General features: G+C 40.3%; 19 protein-coding genes and 1 pseudogene. All 20 read right to left on the bottom strand.

The window, feature by feature from the left end:
• Positions 1-2 precede the first annotated feature (2 nt).
• The 20 genes and pseudogenes from plsX to ligA all read right to left on the bottom strand — a co-directional run bounded on the left by plsX (position 3) and on the right by ligA (position 15,961).
• Positions 3-983, bottom strand: coding sequence for a phosphate acyltransferase PlsX (plsX, locus tag QDI94_RS02015; protein ID WP_278475298.1), 981 nt, complete (start codon positions 981-983; stop codon positions 3-5).
• A 10-nt stretch (positions 984-993) separates the two neighbouring features.
• On the bottom strand, positions 994-2,301 hold the full coding sequence (gene trmFO / locus QDI94_RS02010; protein ID WP_278866706.1) for a methylenetetrahydrofolate--tRNA-(uracil(54)-C(5))-methyltransferase (FADH(2)-oxidizing) TrmFO: 1,308 nt from the start codon (positions 2,299-2,301) through the stop codon (positions 994-996).
• Positions 2,302-4,392 carry a type I DNA topoisomerase gene (topA, locus tag QDI94_RS02005; RefSeq protein WP_278866704.1) on the bottom strand — a complete coding sequence of 697 codons (2,091 nt, stop codon included), beginning with the start codon at positions 4,390-4,392 and terminating at the stop codon, positions 2,302-2,304. It lies immediately after the preceding gene.
• Positions 4,393-4,482: 90 nt separating this feature from the next.
• Complete coding sequence (gene dprA / locus QDI94_RS02000; RefSeq protein ID WP_278866702.1) at positions 4,483-5,739, bottom strand: DNA-processing protein DprA; 1,257 nt, start codon at positions 5,737-5,739, stop codon at positions 4,483-4,485.
• Positions 5,736-6,518 (bottom strand): TrmH family RNA methyltransferase, encoded by a 783-nt coding sequence (locus QDI94_RS01995; protein ID WP_278475306.1) that lies wholly within the window; start codon positions 6,516-6,518, stop codon positions 5,736-5,738. The genes dprA and QDI94_RS01995 overlap by 4 nt, the downstream gene beginning before the upstream one ends.
• 72 nt (positions 6,519-6,590) lie before the next feature.
• Positions 6,591-6,941: a 50S ribosomal protein L20 gene (rplT, locus tag QDI94_RS01990; protein WP_015523788.1), complete on the bottom strand. Its 351-nt coding sequence runs from the start codon at positions 6,939-6,941 to the stop codon at positions 6,591-6,593.
• 42 nt (positions 6,942-6,983) lie between these two features.
• Positions 6,984-7,181: a 50S ribosomal protein L35 gene (rpmI, locus tag QDI94_RS01985; protein WP_015523787.1), complete on the bottom strand. Its 198-nt coding sequence runs from the start codon at positions 7,179-7,181 to the stop codon at positions 6,984-6,986.
• A 23-nt stretch (positions 7,182-7,204) separates the two neighbouring features.
• On the bottom strand, positions 7,205-7,747 hold the full coding sequence (infC, locus tag QDI94_RS01980; protein ID WP_021883974.1) for a translation initiation factor IF-3: 543 nt from the start codon (positions 7,745-7,747) through the stop codon (positions 7,205-7,207).
• A gap of 328 nt (positions 7,748-8,075) precedes the next feature.
• Complete coding sequence (locus QDI94_RS01975) at positions 8,076-8,618, bottom strand: SpoIIIAH-like family protein (protein WP_178085356.1); 543 nt, start codon at positions 8,616-8,618, stop codon at positions 8,076-8,078.
• A gap of 14 nt (positions 8,619-8,632) precedes the next feature.
• Positions 8,633-9,082, bottom strand: a complete 450-nt coding sequence (locus QDI94_RS01970) for a hypothetical protein (protein WP_119251616.1) — start codon at positions 9,080-9,082, stop codon at positions 8,633-8,635.
• 3 nt (positions 9,083-9,085) lie between these two features.
• Positions 9,086-9,559 (bottom strand): stage III sporulation protein AF, encoded by a 474-nt coding sequence (locus QDI94_RS01965; RefSeq protein ID WP_278866696.1) that lies wholly within the window; start codon positions 9,557-9,559, stop codon positions 9,086-9,088.
• Positions 9,556-10,674, bottom strand: a complete 1,119-nt coding sequence (locus QDI94_RS01960) for a stage III sporulation protein AE (protein WP_278866693.1) — start codon at positions 10,672-10,674, stop codon at positions 9,556-9,558. The genes QDI94_RS01965 and QDI94_RS01960 overlap by 4 nt, the downstream gene beginning before the upstream one ends.
• A gap of 9 nt (positions 10,675-10,683) precedes the next feature.
• The gene (locus QDI94_RS01955; RefSeq protein WP_101029579.1) at positions 10,684-11,073 is read right to left on the bottom strand and encodes a SpoIIIAC/SpoIIIAD family protein; all 390 of its coding nucleotides are present in this window, start codon (positions 11,071-11,073) and stop codon (positions 10,684-10,686) included.
• Between the two features lies 1 nt (position 11,074).
• Positions 11,075-11,269 carry a stage III sporulation protein AC gene (spoIIIAC, locus tag QDI94_RS01950; protein WP_015524029.1) on the bottom strand — a complete coding sequence of 65 codons (195 nt, stop codon included), beginning with the start codon at positions 11,267-11,269 and terminating at the stop codon, positions 11,075-11,077.
• A gap of 8 nt (positions 11,270-11,277) precedes the next feature.
• Entirely contained in the window at positions 11,278-11,772 is a 495-nt protein-coding gene (locus QDI94_RS01945) for a stage III sporulation protein AB (RefSeq protein WP_101029578.1), read from the bottom strand.
• Positions 11,762-12,712, bottom strand: a complete 951-nt coding sequence (locus QDI94_RS01940) for a Flp pilus assembly complex ATPase component TadA (RefSeq protein ID WP_101029577.1) — start codon at positions 12,710-12,712, stop codon at positions 11,762-11,764. Before QDI94_RS01940 ends, QDI94_RS01945 begins: the two co-directional genes overlap by 11 nt.
• A 167-nt stretch (positions 12,713-12,879) precedes the next feature.
• Positions 12,880-13,023, bottom strand: a pseudogene (locus QDI94_RS01935) (Txe/YoeB family addiction module toxin); the annotation flags it as partial.
• Entirely contained in the window at positions 13,023-13,283 is a 261-nt protein-coding gene (locus QDI94_RS01930) for a type II toxin-antitoxin system RelB/DinJ family antitoxin (protein ID WP_101029576.1), read from the bottom strand. The gene QDI94_RS01930 and the pseudogene QDI94_RS01935, both read right to left, overlap by 1 nt.
• 141 nt (positions 13,284-13,424) lie before the next feature.
• Positions 13,425-13,913 (bottom strand): SecDF P1 head subdomain-containing protein, encoded by a 489-nt coding sequence (locus QDI94_RS01925; RefSeq protein WP_278866689.1) that lies wholly within the window; start codon positions 13,911-13,913, stop codon positions 13,425-13,427.
• 62 nt (positions 13,914-13,975) lie between these two features.
• Complete coding sequence (gene ligA, locus QDI94_RS01920) at positions 13,976-15,961, bottom strand: NAD-dependent DNA ligase LigA (RefSeq protein WP_278866687.1); 1,986 nt, start codon at positions 15,959-15,961, stop codon at positions 13,976-13,978.
• Positions 15,962-15,999: the final 38 nt, after the last annotated feature.

Raw genomic sequence — 15,999 nt, 5'->3', positions numbered from 1 at the left:
AATTAAAGTGATGAAGAAATCGCTTCAATAGCATTTGCTTTTACATATTCAACAGAAAGTCTGATAGCATTCTTAACTGTAACAGCCTTGGCACTTCCGTGTGCTTTGAACACAGGCTTTGATGCACCGAGAATAGGTGCACCGCCGTATCTGTTGTAATCAAAATGTGTTTTCATATTTTTGAGGTCTTTCATAACAAGACCTGCGGCAAGCTTACCTTTGACACTGCCCATAAACATATTTTTGATTTGTTTCATCATTACAAGGGCAACACCCTCATAGGTTTTGAGAATCAAGTTGCCTGTAAATCCGTCACAAACCACGACATCACACACTCCGTTCGGAATATCTCTTCCCTCAACATTTCCGATGAAATTCAAGTTGCTGTTCTGAAGAAGTTCATGCGTATTTCTGTAAAGTTCTGTTCCCTTGTGTTCTTCTGCACCGACATTGGCAAGTCCGACACGGGGGTTTTTGATACCCATAACCTTTTCCATATATATTGAACCCATAACAGCAAACTGATACAGCATCTCGGGACGACACTCAACATTTGCACCGCCGTCCATAAGCATAAAGAATCCGCTTTCAGACGGCATAACAGGAGCGAACGCAGGGCGTTTTATTCCTTTAATTCTCTTTATTGCAAGAGTTGCACCAACACACAATGCGCCGCTGTTTCCTGCGCTGACAAATGCGTCGCCCTTGCCCTCGTTAAGCAAGCGAAGGCCTACAGCCATAGAGCTGTCCTTTTTTTCTTTGAGAACAGACTCCGCAGAATCTTCCATTGTAATTTTCTGTGTGCAATGGCAGATTTCAATATTATTCATTGACAGTGAGTTTTCCGAAAATACATTTTTAATCTCGGTTTCATCACCTGTCAGGGTTATGTTTATGTTATATTCGGCAACTGCCTCAACGCAGCCTTTGATAATTTCCAAGGGTGCGTTGTCACCGCCGAATGCGTCAACAATTATGTTCATTCCATTCACCTTAAATATTCTTTAAATAGTTATCCAAGCTTTCCAACGCTCTTGCGGAATACGCCGCACCACGCTCTTTTTTATCTCTAGGTCGGTTTTCAAGCTCCGGCAAAACTCCGAAATTTGCTCCCATTGGCTGAAACTTTTTGACCGACGAATCAGAAATGTATGCCGAAAGTGCACCAATCATTGTATCATTTGGCAATGTAATTGTGCTTTTCCCCTCAGCAACTCGACAAGCATTTATACCTGCCATAATTCCCGATGCGGCTGATTCCATATACCCCTCAACGCCTGTAATCTGACCTGCAAAGAAAAGGTTAGGATTATCCTTAACAGAAAAATCGCTGTTAAGTATTCTCGGCGAATCAAGAAAAGTATTTCTGTGCATAACACCATAACGAACAAAGTCCGCATTATGAAGTGCAGGAATCAGTGAAAACACTCTCTTTTGTTCGGGAAATTTAAGATTAGTCTGAAATCCTACAAGATTGTACATATTACCGGCTTTGTTTTCTTTTCTGAGCTGAAGAACCGCCCAAGGTCTGTGACCTGTTTTCGGATTCACAAGTCCGACAGGTTTCATCGGACCGAAACGAAGTGTTCCCTCGCCCCTCTGAGCCATTACCTCAACAGGCATACAGCCCTCATACACCTTCGGATTGCTGACATCGCAGTCATGCAAAGGCGCTCTTTCTGCCGATATGAGTGCATTGTAAAAGATTTCATATTCCTCTTTATTCATCGGACAGTTGATATAATCATCACCATCGCCCTTGTCGTATCTTGACGCACAAAAAGCGTACTCCATATCAATGCTTTCGGCAGTTACAATAGGAGCGGCGGCATCAAAAAACGAAAGGGAAGAACCGAACATTCCTCTTATATATTCGGCAAGCGGTTCAGAGGTAAGCGGTCCGCTTGCCACAACCGTGATTTCATCTTTCGGAATTTCACAAACTTCTTCTTCACAAACCTTAATAAGCTTATTATTCTTTATACCTTCCGTTGCAAGAGAGGAAAAAATATCTCTGTCAACGGCAAGCGCTCCGCCTGCCGGAACCTTGCAGGCATCCGCACACTTCATAAGGAAAGAATCAAGTCTGCGCATTTCCTCTTTCAAAAGTCCTGCGGCACTTTCAACACGCATGGCTTTAAGAGAATTTGAACAAACCAGTTCAGCGTACTTATCCGTATGATGAGCAGGCGTTTTTTTATTCGGTTTCATTTCATAAAGATGCACTTCTATTCCGTGAGAGGCAATCTGCATTGCCGCCTCACACCCTGCAAGTCCTGCACCGATTACATTAATATGCATTTATTTATCATCCGTATCTGCTGTTTTAGTATAACCGCATCCCTCTGTTGCACAGAACAATGTCGGCTTTTTGCCTTTTTTCTTGAAAAGGATTCCTCCGCACTGTGGACACTTCTCGTTTGTCGGCTCGTTCCAGCTTACAAAATCACACTCGGGATAATTGGAACAGCCGTAAAAAATTCTCTTTGTCTTTGTACGCTTGATAATGACATCGCCGCCGCACTTCGGACACTTAACACCCGTTTTTTCTACATACTTAATGATGTTTTTACATTCAGGATATCCGGGACAGGCGATAAATTTACCGTATCTACCGACTTTAACAACCATCTGACGGCCGCACTTGTCACATATAATATCGGTTTCGTCTTCTTTTAAGTGAAGCTTTACACCTTCCATATCCGCTTTTGCTTTTTTAAGAGTTTTATCAAAATCGCCGTAAAATTCTTCAAGCAGAGCGTGCCATTCTTCTGTTCCCTTTTCAACCTTATCAAGGTCTTCCTCCATCTGATTTGTAAACTTTACATTTACAATCTTCGGAAAACGCTCTTTCATAAGGTTGGTTGTAACCTCGCCGAGTTCTGTGGGAACAAGGCTTTTGCCCTCACGCTTAACATATTCGTGGCTTGTAATTGTTGTAATTGTTGCGGCATATGTTGACGGTCTGCCGATACCGTACTCCTCGAGTGCTTTGATAAGTGACGCTTCGGTATATCTTGCCGGCGGCTGTGTAAAGTGCTGATTTTTCTTCAACTCTTTACATCTTACAATCATATCCTTTTCAAGCGGCGGAAGCTGTGTAGTCTTTTCTTCTTCAACATCCTTGCTTTCCACATAGAGCGTTGTAAAGCCTTCAAAATCAACTCTGTAGCCCGAAGCCTTAAATGTATAACCGTTGGCAACAATATCAGCCTGTGTTGTTTTCTGGATACAGTCAGCCATTTGTGATGCAGTAAATCTGTTCCAAATAAGCTTATACAGCTTATACTGATCGGATGTAAGGCTTGCCTTTACGCTGTCGGGAGTAAGCGACGGCATTGACGGTCTGATTGCTTCATGACCGTCCTGTGCGTTGCTTCTTGATTTAAAAAATCTTGGCTTTGGTGGAAGGAATTTTTCACCGTAGGCATTTTTTATATATTCGGTTACTTCTTCAATTGCAACATTTGAGATTCTGAGTGAGTCGGTTCTCATATATGTGATAAGACCGGTTGCACCCATACCCTCAATATCAACACCTTCGTACAGCTCCTGAGCAACCTTCATTGTTCTTCTTGACTGGAAACCGAGTTTTCTTGATGCTTCCTGCTGGAGAGTTGAAGTTATAAACGGAGGTGCAGGAGATTTCTTTCTTGTACCGTTCTTAACCTTAGTAATTACATACTCGGCATCCTGTAAATCAGCCTCAATTTTATCAGCCTGTTCACCGTTTGTAATTTTTATTTTTCCGTTTTCATCGGAATATAAAGATGCAGAAAAAGACTTTCTGCTGCCCTTTGGAATAAACTTAGCGTCAATCGACCAGTATTCCTCAGGCTTAAACTTTCTGATTTCCTCTTCTCTGTCAACAATAATTCTAACGGCAACAGACTGAACCCGACCTGCGGAAAGACCTCTTCTTATTTTCTGCGAAATAAACGGACTGAGCTTATAACCGACAAGTCTGTCAAGAATTCTTCTTGCCTGCTGAGCATTTACAAGGTCAATATTGATTGATCTCGGATGACTCATACCGTTTGTAACACCTGATTTTGTGATTTCATTAAATTCAACACGGTTAGTTTCATCTGTGGGTAAACCGAGAATATAGGCAAGATGCCAAGAAATTGCCTCTCCCTCACGGTCAGGGTCGGTTGCAAGATAAATATGCTCGCTTTTTTCGGCGGCTGATTTTAAATCGTCAACAAGTTTTTCTTTTCCTTTTATAATCTCATACTTTGGTGCAAAATTCTTTTTTATATCAACGCTTAATCTTGACTTTGGGAGGTCACGGACATGACCCATTGAAGCAACAACTTCATAGCCGCTGCCAAGATATTTTTTAATTGTTTTCGCCTTAGCGGGCGACTCAACGATTACTAAATCTGACATATGTTTTCACTGCCTTTCTGTCCTTTTTACACATTGCATTCTTCAAGGACAACAGAATATAGATTAACGAATAAAGCTATTCGATAAATATCATTTTAAAATGTAATTTCTTCCCTGCAATGCCGAAACAAGATCTTTCATTTCAAGCATCGTAAGTGCGGTAAGCACCTTAAACACAGGGATTTTCAAATCAGCTGAAATTTTATCTATATGAACAGGCTCATTACCGATGTATTCATATACATCCTGAGCTGTTTGGGGCAAATTTAAGTTTTCTTTATGAACAGGCTTTGACGCGGCAGCTTCCGCATTATTAGGAGCAGTTGATTTTTCTGTTGCAACAGTCTGTTCATCGTTTTGTTTATTGACATAAATTCTTGCAGGAGCTTGCTTTCTTATGCCTTTTACAGGAAAATTGCCGGTATCGGCAAGAGAAATATTATCAATATCAAGCTCATCATCGGTTGCATACAGATTATCAAATTCACAGAGTATATCCATAAAATCCGTAACAGGTATTGCAAGACCTTCTTTTATAAGAGTGTTTGAGCCTTCGTTTTGAGGGCTGTTATTGCCGAGTAAAGCGAAAATCGTTTTGCCTTGTTCTGCGGCAAGATTAGCGGTAATCAGCGAACCGCTCTTCTTTCCTGCTTCCATAACAAGCAAGCCGTCAGACAGGGCGGCTATAATTCTGTTGCGGGCAGGGAAATAATAATTTCTCGGTGTTTCGTCAGGCGGATATTCCGAAATTACTGCACCCCGTTTTGGAATTGTGCTTCTGATATCGGCATTCTCTCTGAGATAGGAACAATTCAATCCGCACCCTCTGACACAAATTGTAATACCGTCTGTTGCAAGAGCTCCTCGGTGTGACGCGCCGTCAACACCCAATGCGCCTCCACTGACTATAATTGTCCCGTATTTTGAAAGTGCATATGCAAAACGGTAGGAATTTTCTATTCCATACTTAGTTGCTCTGCGCGTACCGACAATACCAATTGAAAAAGTATTGTCAACATCGGGCATAATGCCGTTTACATATATTAGGGCAGGGGGACATTCGATATTATAAAGGCAGGTTGGAAACAACTTATCATCAATACATATTATCGAGTAATTGCATTCAATGCACCTGTCTATGATTTTTTGAGCGTCTTCAAGCCTTGTTGAAGAAAATTTTTCAAGTTCTCTCTGTGAGAAAATTCCGCAAAGACGCCATTCCGAGATACCGCCGTAATAAAAGTCAGACACATCGGAATACATTTCGGATATTCTCTTTACTTTTGGATTGTTATAACCTATCGAAAGTGTAATCCAAATCCAGTAACAGGCATTTCGCGAAATCATTTCATCATTTCCCACATTATTATTGACGCCGCAACCGCAGCATTGAGCGACTCTGCTCTTCCTGTCATAGGAATAGTAATTTTATGCTTACAGGCACTTATTGTATCCTCTTTAAGTCCGTTGCCCTCGTTACCTACGGCAACAATACAAGGCGAAGCAAAAGTGGTTTCTGTAATCTTATCAGCAGATGAAGACACAACTGCCGCATACGATTCAAGCTTGGAATGGGTATTCAAATACTCCGCAATTGAGGTTGAAACAACAAAAGGAAGTCTGAAAACAGCACCCATACTGCCCCGCACAACCTTTGGGCTGTAAATATCACAACAATCGTCAGAAAGAACAACTCCCGTAACATTTAAAGCCTCGGCAGTTCTTAAAATCGTACCCAAATTGCTTGGATCCTGCAAATTATCAAGTGCCAAAAATTTGTCACCAGTTTTTATTTTATCAAAAGAGCCGCTTTTGTCAAGTGCTTTTATTACACAAAGAAAACCTTGCGGCGACTCGGTATCGCAGATTTGATTGAATATTTTATCAGACACAACAAAGGCTTTAGCCGAATATTTTCGCAATTGTTCAAATTCATAGGCATATTTTGCCGCAGCCTTTTCGCTTGCAAAAAAGGTATCTATATCTGCTTTGCTGAGCATTGCATCTATACAAATGCGAACACCCTCTGCAATAAAAAGTCCGGATTCACGCCTGTGTTTTGCACTTTTTCTGAGCCTTACGGCATTTTTTATGTTAGAATTATCCTTGCTTGAAAGTATAGTCATAAAACCGTCCAAATCCTTGTAAAAAACAATTGCGTTTGGGATAACCCAAACGCAATTACAAAGTAAGTTAAATTAAGCGTTTTTAGCCTGTTCAACAAGTGAAGTAAAAGCAGCAGGGTCTGAAATTGCAATTTCAGAGAGCATCTTACGGTTAAGAGCAATGCCAGCTTTCTTCAAGCCGTTCATAAAAGTTGAATAGTTTGTGCCGTTCGCCTTGCAAGCGGCTGAAATACGAGTGATCCAAAGACGACGGAAATCTCTTTTTCTCTGCTTACGACCGATATATGCATAGTTGCCGGACTTCATAACAGCCTGTTTAGCCATTTTAAAGTGTCTTGATTTTGCACCCCAGTAGCCCTTAGCAAGCTTTAATGTCTTTTTTCTTCTTTTGCGAGTCATCATCGCACCTTTTACTCGTGCCATTATATATTACCTCCGTATATGTTAGTTAGTAGTCCTCAGTGATTATTTGTAAGGAATAAGACGCTTGATCTGAGCTGTATTTGTCTTATCTGCAGCAACAGTCTGACGAAGACCTCTTTTACGCTTTGTTGTCTTCTTGTTCAAGATGTGACTTTTGTTAGCGTGAGCACGGATAACCTTACCATTCTTAGAAAGTTTGAATCTCTTTTTGGCACCGCTGTGAGTTTTAATTTTAGGCATATTAGTATCCTCCTTAGCTTTAATTACTTATTAGTCTTTGGCGCAAGAAACATAAGCATATTTCTGCCTTCAAGCTTTGCAGGCTTTTCGACAACAGCTGTTTCACTGCAAGCATCAGCAAATCGTTTCATTGTTTCAAGACCGATTTCGGGATGACCCATTTCGCGGCCTCTGAATCGAATTGAAACCTTAACCTTATCGCCGTGTTTGATAAACTTAAGAGCGTTATTAAGCTTTGTGTTAAAATCATGTGTATCAATGTTAAGAGAAAGTCTTACTTCTTTAATATCAACAACTCTCTGATTTTTTCTTGCTTCCTTTTCCCTTTTAGCCTGTTCAAAACGGTACTTTCCGTAATCCATAATTTTGCATACAGGAGGATTGCTCTGCGGAGCAATTTTAACCAAGTCAAGGTTCTTCTGTTCTGCCAAATCAAGAGCTTCTTTAGCTGACATAATGCCAAGCTGCTGACCATCAGAGCCAATAATTCTTAACTCTTTGTCACGGATTTCTTCGTTAATCTGAATTTCTTTCTTGCTGATGGGTAAACACCTCCAAAGTCTGATAAAACAATAAATGCGGACAGAAACACCCCGTCCGCATTACAATACTAAAACAACTTTGGTATTGACCCGTGCAGACGACACCCCACAGGTGAAAGCATTTCTGCTTTGCTTTGTTTACCTGAACATTATATTACAAACATATTCGTTTGTCAAGCATAAATTTTGATAAATATAAAATAATGTGCAGAAGTTAATTTTCTGCATAAATAGGTGTAACTCAATTTATATCTCAATTTATATATTCTTATATGATGTTGCAAAATTACTGTTATACAGTTGTGGCTGTGAAAAATGAAGTCTAAGACTTCGTTCTTCACAGCCATAAAATTTATGCTCCTATTACCGATATATCGTCATAATCAACCTCATAATGAGTAACCACGGCATCGTCAATAATCAGAACAGATGTATCGTCAAGCTGAGATTTCGGAACAATTACCGACACACCTTGATCGCTTATATAGCAAAGGCATTCTGAAAATCCTTTGGCTTTGACAATACTTTCAATGCTGTCCTGAATTGTAAAGGTTTTGAGAAGCTCTTCAACATTCTTCTCAGCCTCGCTTTTGTCAGCATCAGACGAACTTTCAAGATTGAAAATTTCTTTTGCATCATCAATTATTTTATCCTGAGTTGCCTGCCGCTTTGTCCTTTCGGCTGAAAAATAGCTTTTGCTCTCGTTTGAAAGTGCCGCCGTCTGCTGTACCTCATCATCCGACGCCGAAGCGGTTGCACTGACATATGACGCCGCACCGAGTTCTTTGGCGCTCTGAGGAGTTTTTGCCCCCGAAAGCTGCCAGTTTATGTACACAGCCGCTGAAAGTGCAAGCACAAGTGATGCAAAAACGATATATTTTTTCTTAGATTTCATATTACTCCCGACCTTTATTCTGATAATTTTGTAATACATACTTTTGCTGTTGAAATATCAAGCGCTTTTGTGACTGCATCGGTGACACGCTCAACCACAACAGGATCATCACCGCCTTCACACACTACAAGCACTCCTCTTATCAAAGGTTCAATTTCCTTTGTTTTGGTGGTGCTGTTGTCAAGATAAACATATTCAACGGAATTTTCCATTGTAAGCAAAACTTCCGTCTTGCCTGCTCCCTCAATTTTTGAAATCACCGTCTGCAAATCATTTTCTATTTTTGTGCTGTATGTTTTTACGGAAAATGCTTCATCTCCTTTTCCCGATGTCAAAGAACCGAAATCAACCCAGTTTGAAAGAAATATTAAACCAATACCGATAAGACCGACAACGATTATGATATTTCTTATTTTTTTACTGTCGAGCATTGATTTCAACTTTGAACCTGTTTTATCTTCCATAATTCACTCCGTCATAATGTTTGGTGTAATTCCGAAATTGTCATAAACAATTGACGATACAAGATTTGTGTACCGAACAAATTCTTTGTCTATATATATGCTGATTGACGCTATGATTATGCCGTTGTTTTCAACTCTGCTCAAAATTATGTCACACGATTTGATTATAATATTATTCTGTAAAAGAAGATTTTTTAATGCAGTTTCAAGATTTATCTCCGTCTGCTTTATAACGGCATTGCTGTATGCCTCATCATCTGTTGATATTTCTTTAACAGAATTTTGATTTTCTTCAACATTAGTATTAAATGATGACACGGCATTTTTTACGGGAACAACCATACAGCAGATAATAAAAGCGCCTAAAACAAGGCTGATGATTTTCTTTGTACTGCCGTCTGTAACAAAGGTCTGAACAAGCGAGCATATTAACGCAGACGCACACATTACAACAACAACCGTAAAAAGTCCGCTCATGATGAACCTCCGCCAAGCATAATTACTGCCGCCGTTGAAAGAATGTAAATTGACATAATGCACAGCAAAACGGCTATGAGAGTTGAAAAGACAGACGATATGTTTTCAAGCAGTTTTGCCGGACCGTTTAGATTGAGAACCTCTGCCGTTGATTTGCCGATCCAAAGGGTGAACATCCACATTACCCCCTGTAAAATCATAGGCATAAACACAATTGTAACGGACAGAATCACTATTATTCCTATTCCCGATTTCAAAAGTCCGATACTGCCCTGAACTACCTTGTAGGCATCCGAAAGTGCCGAACCGACTATCGGGATAAATGAATTGAGGGTAAACCTTACAGCACGGGTTGAAACATTGTCAACCGAAACGCTTATAAGCTGTCTGAATGTCAGCACGGCTGTGAAAATTGTCATAGCAAAACCCAAAAGCCACTTTACGCTCTTTGAAATCATTGACATAAAACCGCTGAGATTTACGGACGGCGATACGGATGATGTTATTGACAGACCGAGGAACATATTGAGCAGAGGAACGATTATTTTTGATGAAAGCTGTGACACACCCTCCCCTGCTCCTATCATAACGGCATAGTATGATGCCGAGCCTGCCACAGAACCCGAGCTTGCCATAATTACAGCCATAACAGGCACATATGCAAGCATTATGTTGGATGCGGTGCAGATTACCGAACCCGTTGATGCGATGACTCCGACAGCAGGGACTACTGCGGCACAGGTTATACAGAGCGTTGCGGTTATATTCAGCGAGTTTGAAATATCACAGGAGAGCGAACCGTTGTAGGCACTGATTACGGAACAGAGCAAAAGCAGGGCGGTTATATTGACAAGACCTTTGAGCGGTGAAGAAATGTTACCGAGTGCAAGCGAGAGAATTTCGCCCATTACATTTTCAAAAGACAGGTTGGCAAGCTTTGAAAAATTGCCCAAATCAACGCCCATATTCTGAAGGCTTTGCTTTATATCGTCGGACAGCGAATCAAAAACATTTGACATATCATAAATCATTTCACCTTCTTCAGCGTTTGCACAGACACATGAAAGGGCGATAAGCACAAACACGACAGTAATTATTACAACACTTTTTTTCACTTCTTCACCTCAATTGCCTGCAAGTGACAACACGGTTTTTAAAATATCCGAATAAAGCGGAAGTGCCGTTACAGTAACCATAATTTTTCCTGCAAGTGAAACATTTGATGCAAGCGACTGACTGCCCGAATCCTTGCAGGTATTCACGGCAAATTCGGTAACAAGACATATTCCGATTGATTTAAGCAGAATCACTATGTAATCAACGCTTATTCCCGATGAGGCTATGATTTGATTGATTGTTGTAACGATAGCCGACACCTGAGTAAGCACGCCGATTAAAATAATAACGGAACAGCTTATACCGAGCATAACGGAGATTTCCGCATTTTTCGGTTTGAGCATTACGCAGATTATTACGGTCACAACTGCAAGCACGGAAATTGACAGAATATTCATATTAAAAACCGAAAAGCTGTTTTATTGTGTTGAACAGAGTGCTGATTTGCGTTATTATCAGCGTCAACACAACTATAAGTCCGGCAAGCGAGGTCAGCATTGCCTGCTCCTCTCTACCGCTTCGTATGAGAAGTTGGGTAAGAACCGCAACAATTATGCCGACAGCGGCAATTTTGAAAATAAGCTCAACATCCATTACTACCTCTAAATCATCATAAGGGCGATTGCACTTCCTGCAAAAAATCCCATTGTTTTATATAGCTTTGATTTTTTTGTTATGGCATCAAGGGCTGATGAAAGCTGTTTTGAAAATGACACCTCGTAGAGTTCAAGATGTTTTAACTGTCCCTCCGTATCGGTTTTTCCGAGCTGACCTCCGAAATCGTTCAGCATTGAAATATCGGATTTTGAAAGCGGTATTTCAGAAGATAATTGTTTTACCCTTTCAAGCCACAATTCGTCAAAAGGTCTGTCACATTCTGCAAAAAGCAATAAATCAAGGCTTGAATTTTCTGCACAGGAATTAACCAGAGTGAAGATATCATCACCGCTGTAGCGAAGATTTGTTGCAAGCAATGATATAAATTCCGTGAATGATTTCAGAAAATCTCTGCGTTTATATAACCTACCCGACAAAACAAAACCTATCATTGTACCCGTGCAGACAACAAGCAAACATCCTATGAGTTTAAACGGCAAAGTTGTCACCTACCTGCGATATTTTCACAATTTCACCTGCGTGGGTTCGATTTGACAGAAACACAAGCGTTTGAAATGCTCCTGTTTTCATAAGAGAAACCATGTTTGCTTTCTGTTTCAGTTCGTATTCATTTGCACAATGCGTTGATGAAATTATCCGAACTCCGCAGTTGACCGATTTTTCAACGGCGTAGATATCTTCTTTTGAGCCGATTTCATCGCAGATGACAATTTCTGGTGCCATACTGCGGATTGCGTGAAGCATTGCCTCACTCTTGTTGTATGAATCATAGACATCACACATTCCGATATCATTCTGAAATTTACCCGATGCCGTGCCTGCAAGCTCTCCTCTTTCATCAATCAGAGCAACATTCTTCTTGCCCTTGGTTGACAGAAGTCTTGCAAGGTCACGAAGTACGGTTGTTTTTCCGCTGCAAGGTGCTCCGCATATGAGAACACCTCCCGAAACGGCAATTATCTTATTATAAAGAGAATCCGCACAACCCTTATGCTCCCTTGCAATGCGGACATTGATTGAGGTTATATCACGGATATTCACAATTTTTCCGTTGTTTACAACCGCTGTTCCGCAGATTCCTGCCCTGTGACCGCCGTACATTGTGACAAAGCCGTTTACAATTTCGTTCTGTCTGTTATACACGGAGTAGTTACAAATGTTGTTGAAGGTATCGACAATATCGGCTTTTGAAACAACAAGCATTGCACCGTCAAGGATTGTGTTGCTAAGTCCGCCGTTTTGCGTTAAGTAGTATGTATTATCGGGACAGACAAGTGCAAGCGGTCGTGAAAGCCGCAGTCTGATTTCCTGAACCGAATCGACTAATTTAGGCGCAAGCGGTAAAAGTCTGCGTGAAATATTCTTACAAAGGCAGTTGAGTGCCGCCGTAAATCTCTTTTCGTTTTGTTCAGCAAGCATATTTTAGATTCCTCCCAAAAGAGTTTGTACAATAAATACTATGCAGACAAGCACAGTCATATGTCAAAAGGGCATAAAAAAATCCCCCGACATAAATCGGAGGATTTGAAGTATTTTATTTTGAAATATAAGCTGTTACTCGTAGTGTCCTTTGCAGGCGATTATACAAGAGGTTCAGGTTTTCCTATTCCTTCAAAAGGATTACGGCAAATATCGGTAATGATTCTGTTAATCTTCTTTAGCGTTTTCTTATCTTAAAATTGCCAATATACATAATCTTCCCACGCATGGGATTCCCAAAGAATTTTCATCAGTCTTCACCGTCAATAAGTGCGTGTTCAGAAAATGTTGCTTTTCCATTTTTAATATCAGCAGCAATTTTTTCAAGATAGCGAATATTGCTTTCTGAATAAAAAGGATCTGCTGTTATTTCAAACGGTATTCTTTTTTCACGACCAACCTTAACAAGAAACATTGTTATTGCCGAAGACATAGTGAGTCCCATATCTTTTAATGCTTTTTCTGCATTTTCTTTAATATCTTCTTCAATTCTAAAGTTTATCTGTGTCATAAAAAGCACTCCTTTCATCATTATTATATATCGTTAAATATACAATGTCAAGCATTTGCTATACATATTCATTAGTAAGTATTGTAAATTATAAATGAACATAAAAATCCCCCGACATAAATCGGAGGATTGAAAATTGTTTTATTTGCTTTTTATTTCACTAAAGATAGCAGCATATTCTTCGTTAGTGTAATCACCTGTAAAATTAATATTGCCGTCAGTAATTTCAACATTTATATACGGGTTTGAAACCGTCTTTCCGTTAATAACAAACCGAACAGCAGAACCGATATTATTTTTAGTGTAGTCTGCAAACTTATCAGTTCCGTCAGCTGTAAGTTTCATATTTAACACCATACCGTTAATATCATCAAGCAAACACACATACTCGATTTGAGATGACTCAATAATAACTTTGTTTTCATCTTCATTATCACGGATTTCTACATTGGTCGGATTATAAATTTTCGGCAATTCTGCATTTGATGTCTGAACTGTTTCATAAACCGAGGTTGAAACCTGAACAGTTGTATTTTCAGCAGAAGTATCATTACTTTTTACATTTCCGCTACAAGCAGATAACAAAACAGCAAGTAAAGTTACAACAGCTAAAATCAAATATTTTTTCATTTTAAGTACCCCTTTCGTTATAATTATATAACAACATAAACAGTGTCAAGTATTTATTGTAACTATTCCATTGACAACATTTCTTTTAATTCTTCTTCGGAAATTATTGTAACACCTAATGTTTGGGCTTTGGTTAGTTTACTGCCGGCATCTTCGCCTGCCAAGACATATGAAGTCTTTTTTGAAACTGATGAGCTTGTTTTGCCGCCGTTCTGTTCAATGAGTTTTGAGGCTTCACTTCTTGTCATTGTGGGAAGTGTGCCTGTGAGGACAAAGGTTTTGCCTTCAAAAAGACCTCCAGTGTTTTTCGGCTGAGAGGGTTTCATTCTCAGCCCGAGTGATTTAAGGTCTGCAATAAGCTCCTTTGTACCGTCAAGCGAAAAATAATTTTCAAGGCTTTCTGCCATAACAGCACCGAAACCGTCTATTTTTTCAAAATCCTCAGCCTTTGCGCTCATAATATCGTCAATTGTTGCAAAATTTTCGCAGATTATCTTTGCGGCTTTAAGACCTATGTTACGGATTCCGAGTGCAAAAACAAGTCTGAAAAGTTCGTTTTCTTTTGATTTTTCTATTGAAGAAATAAGATTCTGAGCAGATTTTTCAGCCTTGCGTTCAAGGCTTGAAATATCTTCAGCTTTAAGTCTGTAGAGGTCAGCAGGAGATTTTACAAGTCCTTCATCTGAAAGCTGTTCAAGAATTGCAGGACCGAGTCCGTCAATATCCATTGCGTCACGGCTGACAAAGTGAATAAGATGTCTTGTCAGCTGAGCCGGACAGTCCGTGTTCGTACAACGGATTGCCGCCTCGCCCTCATCGTGTGTAACGGGATTACCGCATGACGGGCATACTGACGGAAATTCAAACGGCACGGCATTTTCAGCGTGTTCCTTAACTGACAGAACTTCGGGAATAATCTCGCCTGCTTTTCTGATTATAACCGTATCTCCTACGCAAATACCTTTTTCGTCAATAAAATCCTTGTTGTGAAGTGTGGCACGGCTTACTGTTGTTCCGGCAAGAAGTACGGGTTCAAAATTGCCTACAGGAGTAAGCACACCTGTTCTGCCGACATTGATTTCGATATTGAGGAGTTTAGTGGGCTTCTCCTCAGGAGGATACTTATATGCCTCCGCCCATTTAGGGTATTTTGCGGTACTGCCGAGAAGTCGGCGGCTTGCGAAGCTGTCAACCTTGACAACAGCGCCGTCAATTGCATAATCAAGCTCTCCACGCATATTTCCTATGCGCTCAATTTCCTCAATCACCTCGTCAACATTATCGTAAACGCTGTAAAATGCAGTCGGAAAGCCGAGTTCCGTAAGATAGTCAAGCCCCTGAATATGGCTTTCAATCGTCATCCCTCTGATTTGCTGGATATTGAACACGAATATATCAAGACTTCTCTGAGCGGTTATTTTTGCATTTTTCTGACGAAGTGAACCTGCGGCGGCATTTCGTGGATTTTTAAAGGTTTTTTCCTCGTTTTCTTCCTGTCTGCGAGTAAGTGCGTCAAACGAATTGAACGACATATACACCTCACCACGAACCTCGAGATATTCGGGTGCATTCGGAATACGCTTTGGCAGGCTTTTAATTGTCATAAGATTTTCGGTTACATCTTCACCGACAGAGCCGTCGCCACGGGTTGAACCTCTTACAAAAACACCGTTTTCATATTCGCATGATACGGAAAGACCGTCAAATTTAGGTTCAACAACATAGCGTACATTCGGCACGGTTTCTCGCACTCTTGCGTCAAATTCACGAAGCTCTTCGTGTGAAAAACTATCGTGAAGGCTTTCCATTACAACCTCATGAGTAACGGGAGAAAATTTTTCTCCTGCATTGCCGCCGACTCGGTTTGTCGGTGACATAGGAGATTTGAGTGACGGAAATTCCTTTTCAATATTCTCAAGTTCACGCATGAGCATATCGTAATCGTAGTCGGAAATTTCCGGTTCGTCCAGATTGTAGTAAAGGTTGTTATGATATTCAAGCTGTTTTGAAAGCTCTTCCACACGGTTCTGTGCTGTTATAAAATCCATTTTGGTTTCCCCATATCATAAATTTATCGGTAAAATAA

It is taken from the genome of Ruminococcus bromii, assembly GCF_928721825.1.
GTDB classification, from domain to species: domain Bacteria; phylum Bacillota; class Clostridia; order Oscillospirales; family Acutalibacteraceae; genus Ruminococcoides; species Ruminococcoides bromii.
This window is presented reverse-complemented; position numbering and strand designations above follow the sequence as displayed.